Below are 17,429 nucleotides of genomic sequence, written 5' to 3'. Positions count from 1 at the left end.
GCCATGGCGATCATCGAACGACCGGCGAGCGACACGCTCACCTACTCCGACATGGACGCCGCGGTCACTGCGACCTCGTCGTACGGCTACCTCCGCCGCCCGGTGGAGACCACGGGTTGGCGCTCGTGGGCCTTCACGGTCGACCACAAGAAGATCGGCATCATGTACGGCGTCGCCGCCATGGTGTTCTTCGTGATCGGTGGACTCGAGGCGGGCCTGATCCGCCTGCAACTCGCCGGCCCCGAAGGCACCGTGCTCTCGGCCGACAAGTACAACCAGATGTTCACGATGCACGCCACCACCATGGTGTTCCTCTTCGTGATGCCCATGGCGGCGGCGTTCGCGAACTACTTCATCCCGTTGCAGATCGGCGCACGTGACGTCGCGTTCCCACGCCTCAACGCCCTGTCGTTCTGGGTCTTCATCTTCGGCGGTGTCTTCCTCAACACGTCGTGGTTCCTCGGCGGTGGCGCCGACGGCGGCTGGTTCATGTACGCCCCGAACTCCGACACGCCGTTCTCGCCGAGCAACGGCGTCGACTTCTGGGGTCTCGGCCTGCAGATCGTCGGCATCGCCTCGCTGGTCGGCGCGATCAACCTGATCACCACCGTGCTGAACATGCGTGCACCGGGCATGTCGCTGATGAAGATGCCGATCTTCACCTGGATGGCCTTCGTCACCCAGATGCTGCTGCTCTTCGCCATCCCCGTCATCACCGTCGCACTGTTCCTGCTGATGTTCCAGCGTTCCTACGACGCCACGTTCTTCTCCGTGGAAGCCGGCGCCGACCCGCTGCTCTGGCAGCATCTGTTCTGGATCTTCGGACACCCCGAGGTGTACATCATCGTGCTGCCGTCCTTCGGCATCATCTCCGAAGTCCTGCCGGTCTTCTCGAAGAAGCCCCTCTTCGGCTACCCCTTCGTCGTGTTCTCGGGTGCGGCGATCGGCTTCGTCGGCTGGGGCGTGTGGGCGCACCACATGTTCGCATCGGGCCTCGGACCCATCTCGGTCGCGGTGTTCTCGGTGTCCACCATGGCCATCGCGGTCCCCACCGGTGTCAAGATCATCAACTGGACGCTCACCATGTGGGGTGGCAAGTTGTGGTTCACCACGGCGATGCTGTTCGCCGTCGGCCTCATCGTGAACTTCACGATCGGCGGTCTGTCGGGTGTCACCCACGCCGTTGCACCGTCCGACACCCAGCAGACCGACACCTACTACATCGTGGCGCACTTCCACTACGTGATCTTCGGTGGCGGCGTGCTCGGACTCTTCGCCGGCTTCTACTACTGGTGGCCGAAGATCTTCGGCAAGTGCCTCAACGAGCGTCTCGGCAAGTGGAACTTCTGGCTGATGATGATCGGCATGAACATGACCTTCGGGCCGATGCACATCATCGGTCTGCAGGGCCAGCCGCGACGCATGTACCAGTGGACCGAAGCACGCGCCGGAGAAGGGTTCTTCAACCTCGGCTTCTGGAACCTCGTCGCCACCATCGGTACCTTCATCCTGGGTGTGGGCATCCTCGTGTTCCTCTACAACGCGATCTTCCAGCACCGCAAGGAGCCGGCTGCCCCGATCGACCCGTGGGACGCTCGCTCGCTCGAATGGCTCACCACGAGCCCGCCCAAGCCGCACAACTTCGACCGCACCCCGACCGTGCACGCACTCGACGAGGTCTTCCACCGCAAGTACGAAGACGTCGGCGAGGGCGACCAGCACGAGTACGTGTTGCGCACGTCGCTCGAGGACCTCGTGCTCGAGGAGGAGCGTCACGCCGACGCTCACATCCACCTGCCGGCGCCGTCGTACTGGCCCATCGTCCTGGCCTTCGCCCTGCCGATCATGGCCTACGGCGTCATCTACACCGCGTGGCTGATCGCACTGGGTGCGGCCATCGCCATCGCCGCGATGTTCGGATGGGCACTCGAGCCGGCCGACGCCGAGCCGTCCGACTTCGACCCACCCGCCACGGGCGGCGAATCGTCGAGCAAGGAACTCGCCAATGTCTGACACGAAGAACGACACGCCCGACAACGCCGTCGGCGATCCCGAGGTCCAGGACGACAACATCGTCTCCGACACCGTGAAGGAGGCCGGGGCGATCGTCAAGGATCACCTGAGCGACGACCACGATCACCGGGACGCCCACGACGAGTTCGGCCACACTCCGGTGGACGAGCACGACAGCCACCCGGGTGCGCACCACACGTCGCTCGGGCTGTCCAACACCAAGCTCGCGATGTGGCTGTTCCTCGGTTCGGAGTGTCTGCTCTTCGGCGGCCTGATCTCCACCTACATGCTGTACCGCAATCGGCACAGCGAGGGCGTCGGCCCGGACCAACTGTGGGACATCCCGTTCACCTCGGCGTCGTCGTTCGTGCTGCTGATGTCGTCGCTCACCATGGTGCTGGCCGTGTCGGCTGCGAACCGCAGGGACGATCGCAACACGAAGCTGTGGCTCGTCGTCACCGCCACGCTCGGCGGACTCTTCGTCGCCGGCCAGGTGTACGAGTTCACGACCTTCTACCGTGAGGGCCTCGGCTACACCGAGAGCCTCTTCGCCTCGAGCTTCTACACACTGACGGGCTTCCACGGTGTCCACGTCTCGGTCGGGATCATCATGTTGATGGCCACGATGGGCATGGTCGCCAAGAACAAGATCTCCGGCGACAAGGCCGAGACGGTCGAGATGGTCGGCCTGTACTGGCACTTCGTCGATGTCATCTGGATCATCATCTTCACGCTCGTCTACCTCATCCCGGCCTGATCCGCCCCGGTCCGATACGGAGTCACCCATGGATGTCGATGCACCCACCACACCCGAAGTTGACGTGAAGCACGTCGACCCCGATGCCCCCGGCGACCGGACGGCCGACGAGCAGGTCGACATGACCGGACTCGACGAGGCTGCGGCCAAGAACCGCCACCACGACGGCACCGACGGTGTCCACGGAGACCACGATCACGTCAGCGACAACCGCTACATCGTGATCGCGGCCATCCTTGCTGTCATCACCGCCGCCGAGGTCGTGGCCAGTTACGTCGATCTCGGGCCGGTGTTCATCCCGCTCCTGTTGTTCATGATGGCGGTCAAGTTCTTCGTCGTCGTGAGCTACTTCATGCACCTGAAGTTCGACAACAACATCTTCAAGCGGCTCTTCTACACCGGCCTGTTCCTCGCGGTGTTCGTCTACGTCGCGGCGCTCCTCACCTTCCAGTTCTTCGAGAGCTGACGGCCGCCGCCGTGCTCGCACAGGCCGTCGACCAGGTGTCGACCGCTCCCTGGAGATTCCAGTGGCATCCCGAGGTGTGGGTGCTCGTGGGGTTCCTGGTGTGTGCCTACACCTACATGGTGCGGGTGATCGGGCCCAAGGCGGTTCCCGACGGCGTCCAGGCCGTCACTCGCAAGAACAAGCTCGCATTCGGCGCCGCGATGCTGACGTTGTGGATTGCGTCCGACTGGCCGATGCACGACATCGGGGAGGAATACCTCTACTCGGCGCACATGTTGCAACACATGGCGCTGAGCTACTTCCTGCCGCCTCTGGCACTGCTGGCCACGCCGACCTGGCTGATGCGGGTCCTCGTGGGCAACGGACGCCTCTACGCCGTCGTCAGGTTCATGACCAAGCCGGTCATCGCCGGTGTGCTGTTCAACCTGGTCATCATGGTGACCCACATCCCTCAGATGGTGAACGCGTCCGTCGAGTCGGGTCCGCTGCACTACTCGCTGCACTTCGCCGTCGTGATGCTGTCGCTTCTGATGTGGATGCCGGTGGTCGGGCCACTCCCCGAACTCCAGATCGGCCCGTTGGGCAAGTGCATCTACCTCTTCCTGCAATCGGTCGTTCCGACCGTTCCCGCAGCCTGGCTCACGTTCGCCGAAGGGGCCGTGTACAAGAGCTACGACATCCCGGTGCGGGTCTTCGGCTGGGACGTGGCCGTCGACCAGCAGCTCGCGGGTGCGATCATGAAGATCGCCGGCGGCGTGTTCCTGTGGACCATCGTGGTGTTCATCTTCTTCAAGCGGTTCGCCACGGAGTACGAAGGCGAGCACGACTATCGCCGTGCTCCGGGGCGCGGCATGCCCGATGCCGAGATCATCGCCACCACCGACTCCGGACTCACGACCGACGACGTCGAGCGTGCCTTCGCGTCGAGTCGTCCGCACGTCGAGACCTGAGCACGACGGCATTCACGCCGATCGGCTCACTACCTTGTCACCCGTGACGTCTCGACACCGACTCCGTACGACCGTCGCGATCTGCGCGCTCATGGTCGCCGTCGTGAGCACGTCGGCCTCGGTCCGTGCCGAAGGCAGCGTCGAGAGCGTCGATCGTCTCGCAACGGCCGTCGCACCGGCCCCGGCGCAGCGTCAGACACCTCCGCTGCGATCGGCCGTCATCATCAGCGATTCGGCCATGGCGGGCGTGCGTTGGAACGGCGCCCTCGGCGGGTTCCGCGGGTTCGCGGCCGATGCCCGCTTGGAGTCGTGTCGCCGACTCGTGACGTCGTCGTGCCGGGGCCGGGAAGGATACCGACCCCGGACCGCACTCTCCGAGGTGAACTCACTTCCGGCCGCCGGTTCACGAGACGTGCTCGTCATCGCCGTGGGCTACAACGACTGGCACGCCAACTTCGAGTCCGACGCACGAACCGTCCTGGCCGCAGCACGAGCCAAGGGATTCACGACAGTCGCCTGGGTGACGTATCGCGAGCTGGTGGGCTACACGCTGCCGACGAGCGGTGCGCGTTCGGACTACGCGTTCATGAACGCCCGGCTCCGAGCGATCCGTGATTCGGGTGACTTCCCCGAACTGAAGCTGTGGGACCTCGACGCCTACACGCGAGGGGTCGTCGGTTGGTTCGCCTACGACGGTGTCCACGAGACACGACGGGGCTCGTGGGGGGTGGCGGACTGGATCTCGCGCCACGTCGCCGCGCTCGACGGTCGGCCGTGTGTGATGCCCTGGTCGCCGACCTTCGCGCAGGATCAGGTCTGCCCCGATCCCGACGCCCTGCCCCCGCTGCGCGGACATCCCGATCTGTCCGGGCTCTACGGAATCTGATCTCCGACGGCCCGTCTCGGGTCGAACCCACCGGGACGGCGATCCATCCGGCAAGTAGCCTCGCTCACCGTGATCGACCAACGGATGCTGCGCACGGATCTCGACGGTGTGAAGGCCGCGTTGTCCCGCCGTGCGCGCCCGAAGCTGATCGACGACGTCGAGCGCGCCGCCCGTCTCGACGCCCGTCTGCTCGACATCGCGCGTGAACGTGACGACATCCGGGCGGCGGTCAACTCGCTGTCGAAGGACGTCGGGACGCTGCGCCGCGACGGCAAGGTCGCCGAGGCGGAAGCGAAGCAGGCCGAGAGCCGGACGCTGGGTGCGACCGAGAAGGCGCTGGCCGACGAGCACGACGAGGTGTCGGCCGCCCTGAACGAGCTGCTGCTGGGCATCCCGAACCTGCCCCACCCCGATGCTCCCGACGGGGCGAGTGACGACGACAACCCGGTGATCACCGGGCCGATCGCCCTCCACGCCACCTTCCCCGACTGGCAGCGCGTGCCGCACTGGGAGACCGCCGAGGCGCTCGGCATCCTCGACAACGAACGAGCGGTGAAGATCTCGGGCTCGATGTTCACGATGCAGCGCGGCGCAGGTGCCACCCTCGCTCGTGCCCTCACGCAGTTCGGCCTCGACCGCAACGCCGACGTCCACGAGGAGATCCGCCCCCCGTCGCTCGTCACCACGGCCACGCTCACCGCCACCGGACAGCTGCCGAAGTTCGCCGAGGACGCCTACGCCATCGAGAAGGACGACCTGTGGTGCGTCCCCACCGCCGAGGCGTCGCTCACGTCCCTGTTCAACGACGAGATCCTCGATGACACCGAACTCCCGATCCGTCTCATGGCGTTCAGCCCGTCGTTCCGCCGGGAGGCCGGGTCCGCCGGTCGCGACACACGCGGGATGCTGCGCGCCCACGAGTTCGACAAGGTCGAGATGCTCGCGTTCGCCACGCCCGAACAGGCGCCGGCGCTGCTCGACGACATGGTCGCGCGGGCGGCGTCGGCCATGGCCGACCTCGGGCTGCCGTACCGGGTGATCGAGATCTGTACGGGTGACATGGGCCAGAGCCATCACCGCACGTTCGACGTCGAGGTCTACGCCCCCGGGGTCGACACCTGGCTCGAGGTGTCGTCGGTGTCGTGGTTCGGTGACTACCAGGCCCGCCGTGGCAACACCCGATTCCGTCGTCACGACGAGACCGGCAAGGCGACCAAGGGCAGTCACTTCGTGCACACACTCAACGGGTCCGCTCTCGCCGTGCCCCGGGTGTGGGCGGCGATCGTCGAGAACCATCGCAACGAGGACGGCAGCGTCACCGTTCCCGAGGTGCTGCACACGTACATGCGCGGCATCACGGTCATCACGCCCTGATCGACCGTCGCCGTGAGCGCCCGGTGTCGCGGCGTCCACTGCGGCTCCGTGACGTGTGCGTGCGATGCCGGTGGGAGGGCTGGTTCGCACATGCGTGCCGGGGCGCCCGAACGGATCTGCGGCGGGTGTGCGAGAAGCGCGAGACTCGACGTGATGAACGAATCGGTGCGGAGTCGCAGGGTGCAGTACGAGACGGCGGGGCTCGACGTCGACGACGTGTATGCGGACCCGATGCTCCAGTGGCAACGCTGGCACGACGACGCGTTCGACGCCGGGGTCGCCGAACCGAACGCGATGACCTTGTCGACGATCGGCCTCGACGGAGCACCCGATGCCCGCATCGTGCTGGCCCGTGGCGCGGACGAACGCGGCTTCGCCTTCTACACCAACTACACGGGTGCCAAGAGCCGCCAGCTCGACGCGGCGCCGGTTGCATCGGCGGTTTTCGCGTGGCTCGACCTCCACCGCCAGGTGCGCGTGCGCGGAACGATCGAGCGGGCCACGAGCCAGGAGTCCGACGACTACTTCGCATCGCGACCGCGCAGCAGCCAACTCGGAGCGTGGGCGTCGCCCCAGAGCGAGGTCATCGCCGACCGGGGAGCGCTCGAGGCTCGGGTGGCCGCCGTCGCGGCCGAGTTCGGCGTCGACGAGACCGACCCCGATATCCCGCGACCCGCATTCTGGGGTGGGTGGCGGCTCGTCCCGTCCGAGTGGGAGTTCTGGCAGGGCCGACCCAGCCGCCTGCACGACCGCCTCCGCTACCGGCGCGACGACACGGGCGTCTGGACGATCGAGCGGCTGGCCCCGTGACCTGCGCGTCACCACCCCTCTCTGCGGTGAGTCTGCGTCGCCGCAGGTCCGACCCAGACTCACCGTTGCGCGGTCGTGGTGTTCTGCGGTGAGTCTGCGTCGCCGCAGGTCCGACCCAGACTCACCGTGAGGTGTCTGTTCGTGCGCGGCGAGCGAGCCAAAGCGGAAACAGCCGACACTGCGAGTTGAACTTGTTCACGAGAGGCGTGAGGATGTCGCCATGACGGGAACCAAAGTCGGGCCGACCAGGGTCCTGGTCGTGGATGACGAACCGACCGTGCGCGAGGTGGTCGTGGGGTATCTGCGACGCGACGGCCATGACGTGTCGGAAGCCGCCGACGGCAACGTCGCACTCGAGATGCTCGAGGCCGAGACCCCCGACCTGATCGTGCTCGACATGATGCTCCCCGGCGTCAACGGACTCGACATCCTCCGTCGCGTGCGTTCGACCAGCAACATCCCGGTGATCATGCTCACCGCTCGTGCCGAGGAGTCCGACCGGGTCGCCGGGCTCGAGTTGGGTGCCGACGACTACGTGGTCAAGCCGTTCTCGCCGCGTGAGCTCGCGGCCCGGGTCAACGGCGTGTTGCGTCGCAGCGGCAACCGCGACACGACCGCACCGAAGCTGATCGAGTTCGACGGCCTGAGCGTCGACCCGCTCGCTCGCGAAGTGCTCCTCGACGGCAAGATCGTCGAGATGACGCCGAAGGAGTTCGACGTGTTGGCGTTCCTGGCGAACTCGCCACGGCAGGTCTTCTCGCGAGCGCAACTGCTCGAGCAGGTGTGGCAGTCGTCGCCCGAATGGCAGGACCCGGCAACGGTCACGGTCCACGTGCGGCGGATCCGCAACAAGATCGAGGCCGACCCCGAGAAGCCGCGGTGGATCACGACGGTCTGGGGCGTCGGCTACCGGTTCGAGCCGTGAGCAGGACCGTCCGCGACGAGCCGGCCACGGAGCGCACGCTGCGGGCCGAGTCGGGTGAACTCGCCGGGCCGGCGTCTCGAACGCGCGGCATGAACCGGCTCGGCCGTCGCTTCCTGGCGGCGAACCTCGCGGTGTTGGGCGTGGCGATCATGATGCTCGCCATCGCCACGCAGACGATGCTGATCGACAACCACGTCCGCACGAAGCTGATGTGGGCGTTGATCCCGGCGGTGCTCGCTGCGGCGGGTGTCGCGATGCTGCTCGCTCGACCGGTCGCCCGTGACGCCAAGCGGATCTGTGCGGCGGCGATGGCGGTCGCGGCCGGTGACCTGTCGGCTCGCACGGGCGTGCAGCGCAACGACGAACTCGGCGAAGCCGCTGCGATGTTCGACGTGATGGTCACCCGACTCGGCACGATCGAGACGGAACGGTCGCTGATGCTGTCGTCGATCTCGCACGATCTGCGCACGCCGCTCGCGGCACTGCGCGCCGCGGTCGAGGCGATCCGCGACGGCGTGGCCCCGGACCCCGACCTCTACCTCGCTGGGATGGAGCGCCAGGTGCGAGCACTGTCGTCGCTGGTCGACGACATGCAACTGCACACCAAGATCATCAGCGGCACGATCGAATTGCAGCGCACGAAGCTCGACCTCACCGAACTGGCCGACGAAGCCATGGAAACGGTGCGTCCGCTGGCCGAGCAGCGTCGCGTCAAGCTGCTGCTCGAGGCCGATCGTCGGGTGACGATCGACGCCGACGGGCCGCAGTTGGGTCGCGTCGTGCGGAATCTCCTCGACAACGCGATCCGCCATGCGCCGGACGACTCCGTCGTGCTCGTGCAGATCCACCGCGTGGCTGACGTCGCCACGTTGCGCGTGATCGACGAAGGCGAGGGCTTCCCCGCAGACTTCCGCGAGCATGCCTTCGAACCGTTCACGCGTGCCGACGAGGCGCGCGACCTGCGCACCGGTACCGCCGGTCTCGGCTTGTCGATCGCCAAGGGGATCGTCACCGCGCATCAGGGAACCGTGAGCCTCGGTGAGGGCCCGGGCGGCATCGTCGAGATCTCGCTGCCCGTACAGATCGCCCGATAGGGCCGGATTCAGGGGAGTCGTCCGGTCGGCGGTCGGTCGGTCACGGCTCTCGGGTCGTCCAGGTGAGGGCGGCTTCGGCCAGGGCGTCGATCAGCGACTCGGTGTGGGGCGTGAGTCCAGGCCCCTCCCAGTCCCACCAGAGTGGACTCGACCCGCGCACGCGCGGCGGCAGCTCGATCTGCACGCCCTGCTGCGGCGGCAGGTTCACCGGGTTGCGGTCGTGCAGGCCTCGCAACTGAACGGGGATCGTCTCGAGGTCGGTGAGGACCTCGTAGGCGGGCAGAGCGGAGCGGATCGCATCGCCCACGTGTTCGGCGAACTCGCGGTTCTGCCCGCCGAGCAGCATCGAGCCGAACATGCCACGTCGCCCGAAACCGTGGACGGTGATGACGATCTCCACGTGCTCGAGGAAGCGGGCCAGTGATGCGGAGGCCGACGGTTCGACGGTGGTCGACGTGAAGTGCTCGCGCATCCCGGCGGGTTGCACCACGGCGTAGAGCGACGAGCCCGAGGCGTCGGCCGCGCGTCGTGCGATCACGTCGGTCATCCATTCCAGATGTCCGCCGTGGTACGCCATGAACCCGACCCGACCGCGCAACTCGCAGATCTCCTCGACCCCGGGCGCATCGAGCACCTCTGCGAACTCGCCCATCGTCAACATCATGCCCCCACGGCCCGTCGCGACGTCGATCCGTCCCCGGACAACCCGGCGACGGGTCAGCCGGCGACAGGTGACCGGAGTGGCGGTCGCCCGGCCGTCGGTCCACCCCGTTGTCGGAGCGTCCCCCCTACGATGACCGGCGATGCTCGTGTGGATGGACCTCGAAATGACCGGACTCGATCACACGTCGGACGTGATCGTCGAGATCGCCACCCTGATCACCGACGACGATCTGAACATCGTCGCGGAAGGACCTGATCTCGTGGTGCATGCGACGGACGACGAGCTCGCTGCGATGGATCCGTTCGTCGCCAACATGCACACCAAGTCGGGTCTCCTCGAGCAGATCAAGGCGTCCACCATCAGCCTCGCCGATGCGGGTGCCGAGACGCTCGCGTTCATCAAGGAGCACGTGCCCGAGGAACGCTCGGTCCCGCTGTGCGGGAACTCGATCGGCACCGACCGACGTTTCCTCACGGCCTATCTGCCCGAGATCGAGGAGTACCTGCACTACCGATCGATCGACGTGTCCAGCGTGAAGGAACTCGTCAAGCGCTGGTACCCCGAACTCGATGCCAACCGGCCGCGCGGCCAGGGCAGCCATCGAGCGCTCGACGACATCCGCGAGTCGGTCAAGGAGCTCGCGTACTACCGCGAGCACGTTTTCGTCGCGGCCCCGGACGTCACGCCGATGGACACCGTCGCCGAGAACGCCTAATTCGTCGCATCGTCGGCCGCGACGACACTACGTTTCGGTCGCTGAGGTTCGGGCTCGTTCTGAGGTTCCGGGCCCGAACGTCGGCACCCCGAGCCGTCCTTCCGGAGCCCATCGTCGACCGCTTGGCCTCGCAGCGCCAGGAACAACGTCGCGCCGGTGACGGGCAGGAACGGGTGTCCTCGGTACGGTCGTGGCATGCGTGCTGTCGTACTCCGTGACCATGGAGGCCCCGAGGTCCTCACGATCGAGGACGTCCCGTCGCCGTCCCCCGGACCCGATCAGATTCTCGTCGACGTCGCCCACAGTGCGCTGAACCGGGCCGACACGCTGCAGCGCCAGGGTGGCTACCCCGATCCGCGCAAGCTCGAGCTGGAGATCCCCGGCCTCGAGTACGCCGGCACGGTCGCAGCGGTCGGTGCCGACGTGACCGAGTGGTCGGTCGGCGACCTCGTGATGGGCATCGAGTCGGGTGGTTGCTACGCGGAGCAGGTCGTCACCCACGCCCGACAGGCGTTGCCGGTGCCGGTCGGGATCGACCTGGCCGACGCAGCAGCGATCCCCGAGGTGTTCCTCACCGCATGGGACGCACTCGTGGTGCAGGGCGGGCTCACGAGTGGTCGCTGGGCGCTCGTCCACGCCGGTGCATCGGGCGTGGGAACAGCGGCGATCCAGATCGCCAAGGCGATCGGCGCGACGATCGCCGTCACGTGTTCGGCCGGCAAGGTCGACGCGTGCCGCGAGCTGGGTGCCGACCTCGTCCTCGAACGCAGTCCGAACGACTGGCTCGCCGACCTCCAGTCCGCGGTCCCGGGCGGCGTCGACGTCGTGCTCGACGTGGTCGGCGGCGACGAGGCCGACCGCAACTTCCGGGCCGTCGCGATGGACTCCACGATCGTGCAGGTCGGGCTGATGGGTGGTGGGTCGGCTCCGGTGAACATGGGCCTGCTGCTGATGAAGCGGATCACGTGGGTGGGTACCACCCTGCGGGCACGGCCCCTCGAGCGCAAGCTCGCACTGTGTCAACGGTTCCGCAGCGAGATGATCCCGCTGTTCGAGTCGGGCGCACTCGCGCCCGTGATCGACTCGCGCTACGCGTTCGACGACGTCGCCGACGCCCACCGCCACATGGAGTCCAACGCTTCCATCGGCAAGATCCTCCTCGACGTGTGAGCATCGTCCGAGCGGCGACGACGGCGTTGCCGTGATCAGGTCGACGTGAGCACTTCGGGCTGTTCGTCGTCCTCGTCGGGGTCGTCGACGGGGACGAGCATCCGTCGGTAGCTGAGGAACGCGCCGATTCCGAGCACGAGTGCGGCCACCGGGACGAACAGGGTCCAGGGGAAGTCGGAGGACAGTTCGCCGCTCGGTTGCCCGTACACGAACGAGATGGCACCCACGACCTCGTCACCGTTGACCGTGTTGACGGCGTCGTAGGCGATGATGTAGGTGCCCTTGCGGTCCAACTCGTCGAACTCGACCGTCGCCGTGTTCGGTCCCGTCTTCGTCGTGACGCTGCGCAGGTCGTCGAAGTCGACGCCGTTGCCTTCGTCGTAGACCAGTTGCAGGATCACGTCGTCCTCCAGTTCGAGTGCGAAGGTGATCTCGGCCGACGTGATCGGTTGTTCCAGGACTTCGAGCGACGACGGGGTGGAGGTCCGGATGTCGGGATTCGGGCTGTCGACCACGGCCGTGGGTGCGCCCCAGGTGAACGAGATCGAACCGGCCACGACGTGTCCGTCCGAGGGCACCGGGGCGATGTAGCGGACGAAGTAGGTGCCCTGTTCGGTGATCTCGGGGAAGTCCAGGCGCGCCGTTTCGTCGCTCGTCTTGACCGTCTCGCCGCCGATGTCGACCGTCGTCCCGTCGCCCGGGTCGTAGGTCAGGAACATCGAGACCTGGTCGGAGATGCCCTCGCCGAAGTCGATCTCGGCCGAGGAGATGGGCTCGTCGATCGTCGACCGGTTCTCGGGGGAGGAGGAGCGGATCCCGTCGTGCGCCGAGGCGGGCGTCGCCGGTGCCCCCACCGCACCGAACACCGCGATCATGAGCGTCGCTGCGACGAGGCGGATCACGCGGCGGGCCGGTCGCCGTCCCCGCCGTGCCGAGTCGTGCTGCTCCATGTGGATCATTCAATCAGCCGGTCCGAGCCCCGACCTGTCGACCCTTCCACGTCACATCGCGGCGCAAGAGCACGGCGACGACACTGCGCACGAAGATCACGACGAACACGACCACCAGCAGCGGGAACATCGCGGCTGCGACCGGGTGCATCGTGCCCGCCCGCCGTCCCAGCACCCAGATCTGCACGGCGGTCAACGGGTACACGATCGGCGCCGCCAGCCATCCACCGGCCACCGAACACATCCACAGCGCCACGGCGAGGCCGACCCACCAGCGCGTGAACCGAGCGCCGGTCGCGATGCTGCGCGTCCACCCGCGGACCAACTCGGCGAAGCCACCGGGGTACATCCGGAACGTCGTGGTCGCCGGCGACCCGTTCGCCAGGCGGCTGCGCCCCACGGCTCGCGCGAGGCCGATGTCCTCGGTGTGCATCGATCGGACCGATGGCGCGCCGTGCCCGCCGCATCGCTCGTACGCCACCCGATCGACTGCGATCACCGGTCCGAACGCCACGTTGCTCGAGGTGACGCGCGGTGCGATCGTGAACGCGCCGCACCCCATGAGTGCGGTGATGTTGCACAGGATGCTCGGCTGCTCCCCGACGGTCTCCATCCGGTGCCACGGCTGCATCGACACGAGCGCGTCGGGGTCGTCACCCACCGCTGCTGCCAGGTCGTCGAGCAGGGTGGGGCCGGGCCGGACGTCGGCGTCGAGGAACACGAGCGTCGCCTGATCGGTCACCGATGCGCCGAACCAGCACGCGTTCGGCTTGCCGAGCCACCCGTCGCCGGGTGGAGGAGGCGTGACGACGTCGACCTCGAACGCACGCGCCACGCGGGCGGTGCCGTCGGTCGAGTGGTCGTCCACGACCAGGATCCGGTCGCCCGAGCGGCGTTGGGCGACCAGCGGCCGCAGCAGGTTCGCCAGCCCGTGCGCCTCGTTGCGAGCGGGGATGACGACCGCGACGCCGGGGCGTTCGACCGACGGCGACACCTCGGCCCTCGACGACATCGACGACATCGACGACATCGACGACAGAGGCAGTGGCTTCCACAGGAGCAACCACCCGAGCATCCACCCGCCGGCGTAGACGGCGAGCTCGAGCGGACCGTGATCGAACCCGGCGATCTCCACGCTGAGCAGGGCCGACATGTCCCCACTGTGGCACGACCGGAGAAATTCGCGGATCTTCGTCGCGAAAAGTGCAAGGCGGGCTCCGCCACCGCCTCTTGTCCCGTGAAGACACGCAACACGACCAGCCCGCCACCGATCACCCGAACCGATCACTTGAAGGGAATCCCGCCATGAACCTCACACTCGCAACCGTCGCCACGACGATCGGCCGCCCGCTCGTCCCCGACACCGGAGACTTCGACGAGACGATTCCGGGGAGCAGCTTCGCCCGCTGCGCCGACGGCAACGGCACGTTGTCCTATCTGTTCTTCTCCGAGGACGACCACGACCTCGCCCGGGCCAAGGCGATCTGCGGGCCCTGTGGTCTCCGCGACGCCTGCCTGTCCGGTGCCATCCAGCGCCAGGAGCCCTACGGGGTCTGGGGTGGGATGCTCGTACTCGACGGATCACCGGTCGAGGTGAAGCGCAAGCGTGGCCGCCCGCGCAAGCATCCGCTGCCGATCCTGGTGGTCGACGAAGCACCGATCCCCGCCCACCTCGTGGCCTGATCTCCTCTCGCGACCCGCGACCGGACCCCGCGATCCGAAGAAATCCGAAGAAATCCGACGGAATCGCGAAACCTCCTTGACCGGAGAGGCACGAACGTGTTTGCCTAGCACCTACTCGCCGCACGAACGCGAGCCACGAAGCCTGATCACGAAGACCACCACGAAGGGAGATGACCGATGACGACGATGACCCACACCGACACCACCTCGCTGTTCGGTCGCGCCCTCGCTGCGTCGATGTCGGTCGCCGGCGAACGCCCCCGTGTCGGCACCTCGACCATCGCACGTGCACAGGCACCCGCCGCGCGTGCAGCGTCCACGACCGTCTCGTACGCGGCAACCGCCGTCGCGACGAATCCGTGGCTCGGTGGCTCCGGTTCGGGTGAGGGAATGGGCAACTGCCCCACGTCCTTCGTCGATCACTCCACCAAGCGAATTCACCCCGGCCGCCTCGAAGGCATGACGTAGCCAACGCAACGTCATCACCTCCTCCGAGGCCGCCGGGTTCACAGAACCCGCCGCCCTTCGTCGTTTTCCGCCCCGAATCCCAGCCCAGACCCACCAGCAACACCTCACCAGAGAGCATGAACCATGAACTCCATCTCGACCCGCCACCGCCCCACCGACCGCACCCCAGCACGCCCGACGTCCGTCCGGCGAGCGTCCACGGCATCCGACCACACCCTCGATCCCTTCCAGGAGCACCTCATGTCCATCCACGAACTCGGCGACGTCGACCGCGACGACCTCGCCGTCGAACCGCTGGCACCCGACGAACCGAGGCCACCGGGCCGTGCCCCCGACAGACCCGACCAGGTCGCCGGCATCGCACCCGGTGACGTCGACGAGTCGCTCGACGCGCGTTCTCCGGTGGCTCGCTGCGCCGACGGCAACGGCACGATGACCGGTCTGTTCTTCTCCGACCACGTCGTCGACATCTCCCGCGCCAAGGCGATGTGTGCGCTGTGCCCCCTCCGGCTGGCCTGCCTCGCGGGCGCCCTCGAACGCGAGGAGCCCTGGGGCGTCTGGGGCGGCGAGTTGATCTCGGGCGGTCGGATCGTCGCCAACAAGCGTCCCTGCGGGCGCCCGCCCAAGCACCCGCGCCCCGAGGTCGTCTACGACGAGATGGGCCCGGTCGCGATCCCCGCCTGATCGCGAAGCTGCACGAGCGTCGAGGTCGCCGTCTGCTCCTGGTGACATCCATCGCTGATGGATGTCACCAGGTGGGGCACAGATGGGAACGGGCGCGCGGAGCGGAGTGGCGACCCGACACGGACATTTCGCGGCGTTCCCGGAACGTTCAGCGTCCGCCGAGCGACCTCACCTGATGTGGTGATTACCCTCGGCCCCATGAAGATCAACCGTCCACGGCTCCTGGTCGGCTCCCTCGCCGTCGCCGTGATCGTGAGTGTGGCCGGCGGCTACGTCTGGTCCCAGACGGTCGGCGGTGACGACGCATCCGATGTCGACGCGGTGCTGGACGACCCGCAGGACCGCACGATCCCCGACGCGGTGTCCGAGATCCCGACGAACGACGCCGTCGAAGGCGAGATGCTTCCCGAAGCGGTCGTGCTCGATCCCGACGGGAACGAGGTGTCGACGCAGTCGTTCCTCGGCCAGCCGACGGTCATCAACTTCTGGTACAGCACGTGCGTCCCGTGTGCCAAGGAGTTGCCCGACTTCGCCGAAGTGCACGCCGAGGTGGGCAGCGACGTCCGGTTCATCGGGATCAACACCACCGACTCCGTCCCGGTGATGGAACGTTTCGCCGCGGACAAGGGTGTCACCTACGACCTGTACCAGGACTCGTTCGCCGAGTTCTTCGAAGGGGTGGGCATCGCCGCCTTCCCCCAGACGCTGTTCGTCACCTCCGACGGTCTCATCGTCGAGCAGACCGGGGTGATCGACGCCGACGGGCTGCGTGCCGAGGTCGCCGAACTCCAGGAAGTGGACAACCGATGAGTCTGTGGTTCGTGGCGGGCATCCTCGCCGCCGTCAATCCCTGCGGGTTCGTGCTGCTGCCCACGTATCTGATGTATTTCCTGGGGCTCCAGGGTTCGCAGGAGAAGCTGACGCAGAGGGAGACGCTGCGCAAGGCGCTGAAGGTGTCGGGCTCCCTGAGCCTCGGGTTCATGGCCGTGTTCGTCGTGGCGGCGTTCGTCGCCAACTACGCCACGAACTGGCTCACGGCGAATGCGAAGTACGCGACCGGGTTCTTCGGCGTGGCGCTGGTCGTGCTCGGTGCCGCGATGCTGTTCGGGTTCAAGCTGCCCTTCATGAACCCCCAGAAGCTGCAGGGCCAGAAGGACCAGACGGTGGCGTCGATGTTCGTCTACGGCGTCGCCTATGCGGTGGCGTCGCTCGGATGCACGATCGGCTTCTTCATCTCCGCGGTGTTCGCCACGAGCTCACGCGAGGGCGCCAACGCGCTCGACGGACTCACCAACGGACTCGCCTACGCGGCCGGAATGGCCGTGCTCGTGGGCGGCCTCACCGTCGCGCTCGCCTTCGCCAACACCGGTCTGCTCGGCGTGCTGCGCCGGGGCCTGCAGTACATGGACCGCATCGCAGCGGCGTTCGTGCTGATCTCGGGCGTCTACCTACTCTGGTACTTCTACTGGGTCGACCTCCGGGCCGAGGACGAAGCGGTCACCCGGTGGGTCGATGCGCGCCAGGCGTGGGTGAGTGGGTTCCTGAACGACCACCGCTGGGGCGTCGCCGTCGTCCTCTTCTCGGTCCTCGGTGCGACGATCGCCTACGTCTACTCCCGCAGCTCCGCCATCCTCGCTGGAGCGGTCGCAGCGATCGTTCTCGTGGCCGGACCCGCGTCGGGCGACTGGGTCGCCGTCGGGATCATCGGTGTCGCCATCGCCACCGCCGGGGCGCTCGGACTCCTCCAGGACGGTCGGGACCGGCGTGGAACCGAGCGAGACGACCCCGCGCCCGAACCGCGCGACGTCGTGGTCCAGTAG

At 67.2% G+C, this 17,429-nt stretch carries 19 protein-coding genes; 16 read left to right on the top strand and 3 right to left on the bottom strand.

Annotated elements, in window-relative coordinates; translation table 11 throughout:
* The first annotated feature begins 3 nt into the window (after positions 1 to 3).
* The 9 genes from ctaD to ABJK40_RS06615 all read left to right on the top strand — a co-directional run bounded on the left by ctaD (position 4) and on the right by ABJK40_RS06615 (position 9,275).
* The gene (gene ctaD, locus ABJK40_RS06655; RefSeq protein ID WP_348479930.1) at positions 4 to 2,013 is read left to right on the top strand and encodes a cytochrome c oxidase subunit I; all 2,010 of its coding nucleotides are present in this window, start codon (positions 4 to 6) and stop codon (positions 2,011 to 2,013) included.
* On the top strand, positions 2,006 to 2,770 hold the full coding sequence (locus ABJK40_RS06650) for a cytochrome c oxidase subunit 3 (protein WP_348479931.1): 765 nt from the start codon (positions 2,006 to 2,008) through the stop codon (positions 2,768 to 2,770). Before ctaD ends, ABJK40_RS06650 begins: the two co-directional genes overlap by 8 nt.
* Positions 2,771 to 2,798: 28 nt before the next feature.
* Positions 2,799 to 3,236 carry a cytochrome C oxidase subunit IV family protein gene (locus ABJK40_RS06645; protein WP_348479932.1) on the top strand — a complete coding sequence of 146 codons (438 nt, stop codon included), beginning with the start codon at positions 2,799 to 2,801 and terminating at the stop codon, positions 3,234 to 3,236.
* A gap of 11 nt (positions 3,237 to 3,247) precedes the next feature.
* The gene (locus ABJK40_RS06640; protein ID WP_348479933.1) at positions 3,248 to 4,186 is read left to right on the top strand and encodes a cytochrome c oxidase assembly protein; all 939 of its coding nucleotides are present in this window, start codon (positions 3,248 to 3,250) and stop codon (positions 4,184 to 4,186) included.
* A 43-nt stretch (positions 4,187 to 4,229) separates the two neighbouring features.
* On the top strand, positions 4,230 to 5,072 hold the full coding sequence (locus ABJK40_RS06635) for an SGNH/GDSL hydrolase family protein (protein ID WP_348479934.1): 843 nt from the start codon (positions 4,230 to 4,232) through the stop codon (positions 5,070 to 5,072).
* Between the two features lie 69 nt (positions 5,073 to 5,141).
* The gene (serS, locus tag ABJK40_RS06630) at positions 5,142 to 6,446 is read left to right on the top strand and encodes a serine--tRNA ligase (protein WP_348479935.1); all 1,305 of its coding nucleotides are present in this window, start codon (positions 5,142 to 5,144) and stop codon (positions 6,444 to 6,446) included.
* A 153-nt stretch (positions 6,447 to 6,599) separates the two neighbouring features.
* Entirely contained in the window at positions 6,600 to 7,256 is a 657-nt protein-coding gene (pdxH, locus tag ABJK40_RS06625; protein ID WP_348479936.1) for a pyridoxamine 5'-phosphate oxidase, read from the top strand.
* Between the two features lie 220 nt (positions 7,257 to 7,476).
* Positions 7,477 to 8,181, top strand: a complete 705-nt coding sequence (locus ABJK40_RS06620) for a response regulator transcription factor (protein WP_348479937.1) — start codon at positions 7,477 to 7,479, stop codon at positions 8,179 to 8,181.
* Positions 8,178 to 9,275, top strand: coding sequence for a HAMP domain-containing sensor histidine kinase (locus ABJK40_RS06615; protein ID WP_348479938.1), 1,098 nt, complete (start codon positions 8,178 to 8,180; stop codon positions 9,273 to 9,275). Before ABJK40_RS06620 ends, ABJK40_RS06615 begins: the two co-directional genes overlap by 4 nt.
* Positions 9,276 to 9,315: 40 nt before the next feature.
* On the opposite strand, the gene ABJK40_RS06610 is transcribed toward ABJK40_RS06615, so the two are convergent.
* A complete protein-coding gene (locus ABJK40_RS06610) occupies positions 9,316 to 9,927 on the bottom strand; it encodes a poly-gamma-glutamate hydrolase family protein (protein WP_348479939.1) in 612 nt (203 codons plus the stop codon).
* Positions 9,928 to 10,078: 151 nt separating this feature from the next.
* On the opposite strand from ABJK40_RS06610, the gene orn reads away from it, so the two are divergent.
* Together orn and ABJK40_RS06600 are read left to right on the top strand one after the other, a co-directional pair.
* The gene (gene orn / locus ABJK40_RS06605; RefSeq protein ID WP_348479940.1) at positions 10,079 to 10,654 is read left to right on the top strand and encodes an oligoribonuclease; all 576 of its coding nucleotides are present in this window, start codon (positions 10,079 to 10,081) and stop codon (positions 10,652 to 10,654) included.
* A gap of 195 nt (positions 10,655 to 10,849) precedes the next feature.
* Positions 10,850 to 11,824, top strand: coding sequence for an NAD(P)H-quinone oxidoreductase (locus ABJK40_RS06600; RefSeq protein ID WP_348479941.1), 975 nt, complete (start codon positions 10,850 to 10,852; stop codon positions 11,822 to 11,824).
* 35 nt (positions 11,825 to 11,859) lie between these two features.
* Here ABJK40_RS06600 and ABJK40_RS06595 read toward each other — a convergent pair whose 3' ends face one another.
* Both ABJK40_RS06595 and ABJK40_RS06590 read right to left on the bottom strand, forming a co-directional pair.
* Positions 11,860 to 12,774 carry a copper resistance protein CopC gene (locus ABJK40_RS06595; protein WP_348479942.1) on the bottom strand — a complete coding sequence of 305 codons (915 nt, stop codon included), beginning with the start codon at positions 12,772 to 12,774 and terminating at the stop codon, positions 11,860 to 11,862.
* A 13-nt stretch (positions 12,775 to 12,787) separates the two neighbouring features.
* Positions 12,788 to 13,927: a glycosyltransferase family 2 protein gene (locus ABJK40_RS06590; RefSeq protein ID WP_348479943.1), complete on the bottom strand. Its 1,140-nt coding sequence runs from the start codon at positions 13,925 to 13,927 to the stop codon at positions 12,788 to 12,790.
* A 152-nt stretch (positions 13,928 to 14,079) separates the two neighbouring features.
* On the opposite strand from ABJK40_RS06590, the gene ABJK40_RS06585 reads away from it, so the two are divergent.
* The 5 genes from ABJK40_RS06585 (at position 14,080) to ABJK40_RS06565 (ending at position 17,429) form a co-directional block, all read left to right on the top strand.
* The gene (locus ABJK40_RS06585) at positions 14,080 to 14,457 is read left to right on the top strand and encodes a WhiB family transcriptional regulator (protein WP_348479944.1); all 378 of its coding nucleotides are present in this window, start codon (positions 14,080 to 14,082) and stop codon (positions 14,455 to 14,457) included.
* A 177-nt stretch (positions 14,458 to 14,634) separates the two neighbouring features.
* Positions 14,635 to 14,925: a hypothetical protein gene (locus ABJK40_RS06580; RefSeq protein ID WP_348479945.1), complete on the top strand. Its 291-nt coding sequence runs from the start codon at positions 14,635 to 14,637 to the stop codon at positions 14,923 to 14,925.
* Between the two features lie 123 nt (positions 14,926 to 15,048).
* Entirely contained in the window at positions 15,049 to 15,609 is a 561-nt protein-coding gene (locus ABJK40_RS06575) for a WhiB family transcriptional regulator (RefSeq protein ID WP_348510201.1), read from the top strand.
* 198 nt (positions 15,610 to 15,807) lie between these two features.
* Positions 15,808 to 16,419, top strand: coding sequence for a TlpA disulfide reductase family protein (locus tag ABJK40_RS06570; protein WP_348479946.1), 612 nt, complete (start codon positions 15,808 to 15,810; stop codon positions 16,417 to 16,419).
* The gene (locus tag ABJK40_RS06565; RefSeq protein ID WP_348479947.1) at positions 16,416 to 17,429 is read left to right on the top strand and encodes a cytochrome c biogenesis protein CcdA; all 1,014 of its coding nucleotides are present in this window, start codon (positions 16,416 to 16,418) and stop codon (positions 17,427 to 17,429) included. Before ABJK40_RS06570 ends, ABJK40_RS06565 begins: the two co-directional genes overlap by 4 nt.

Origin of the sequence: Ilumatobacter sp. (assembly GCF_039969435.1) — a bacterium.
In the GTDB taxonomy this organism is placed as follows: Bacteria; Actinomycetota; Acidimicrobiia; order Acidimicrobiales; family Ilumatobacteraceae; genus Ilumatobacter_A.
This window is presented reverse-complemented; position numbering and strand designations above follow the sequence as displayed.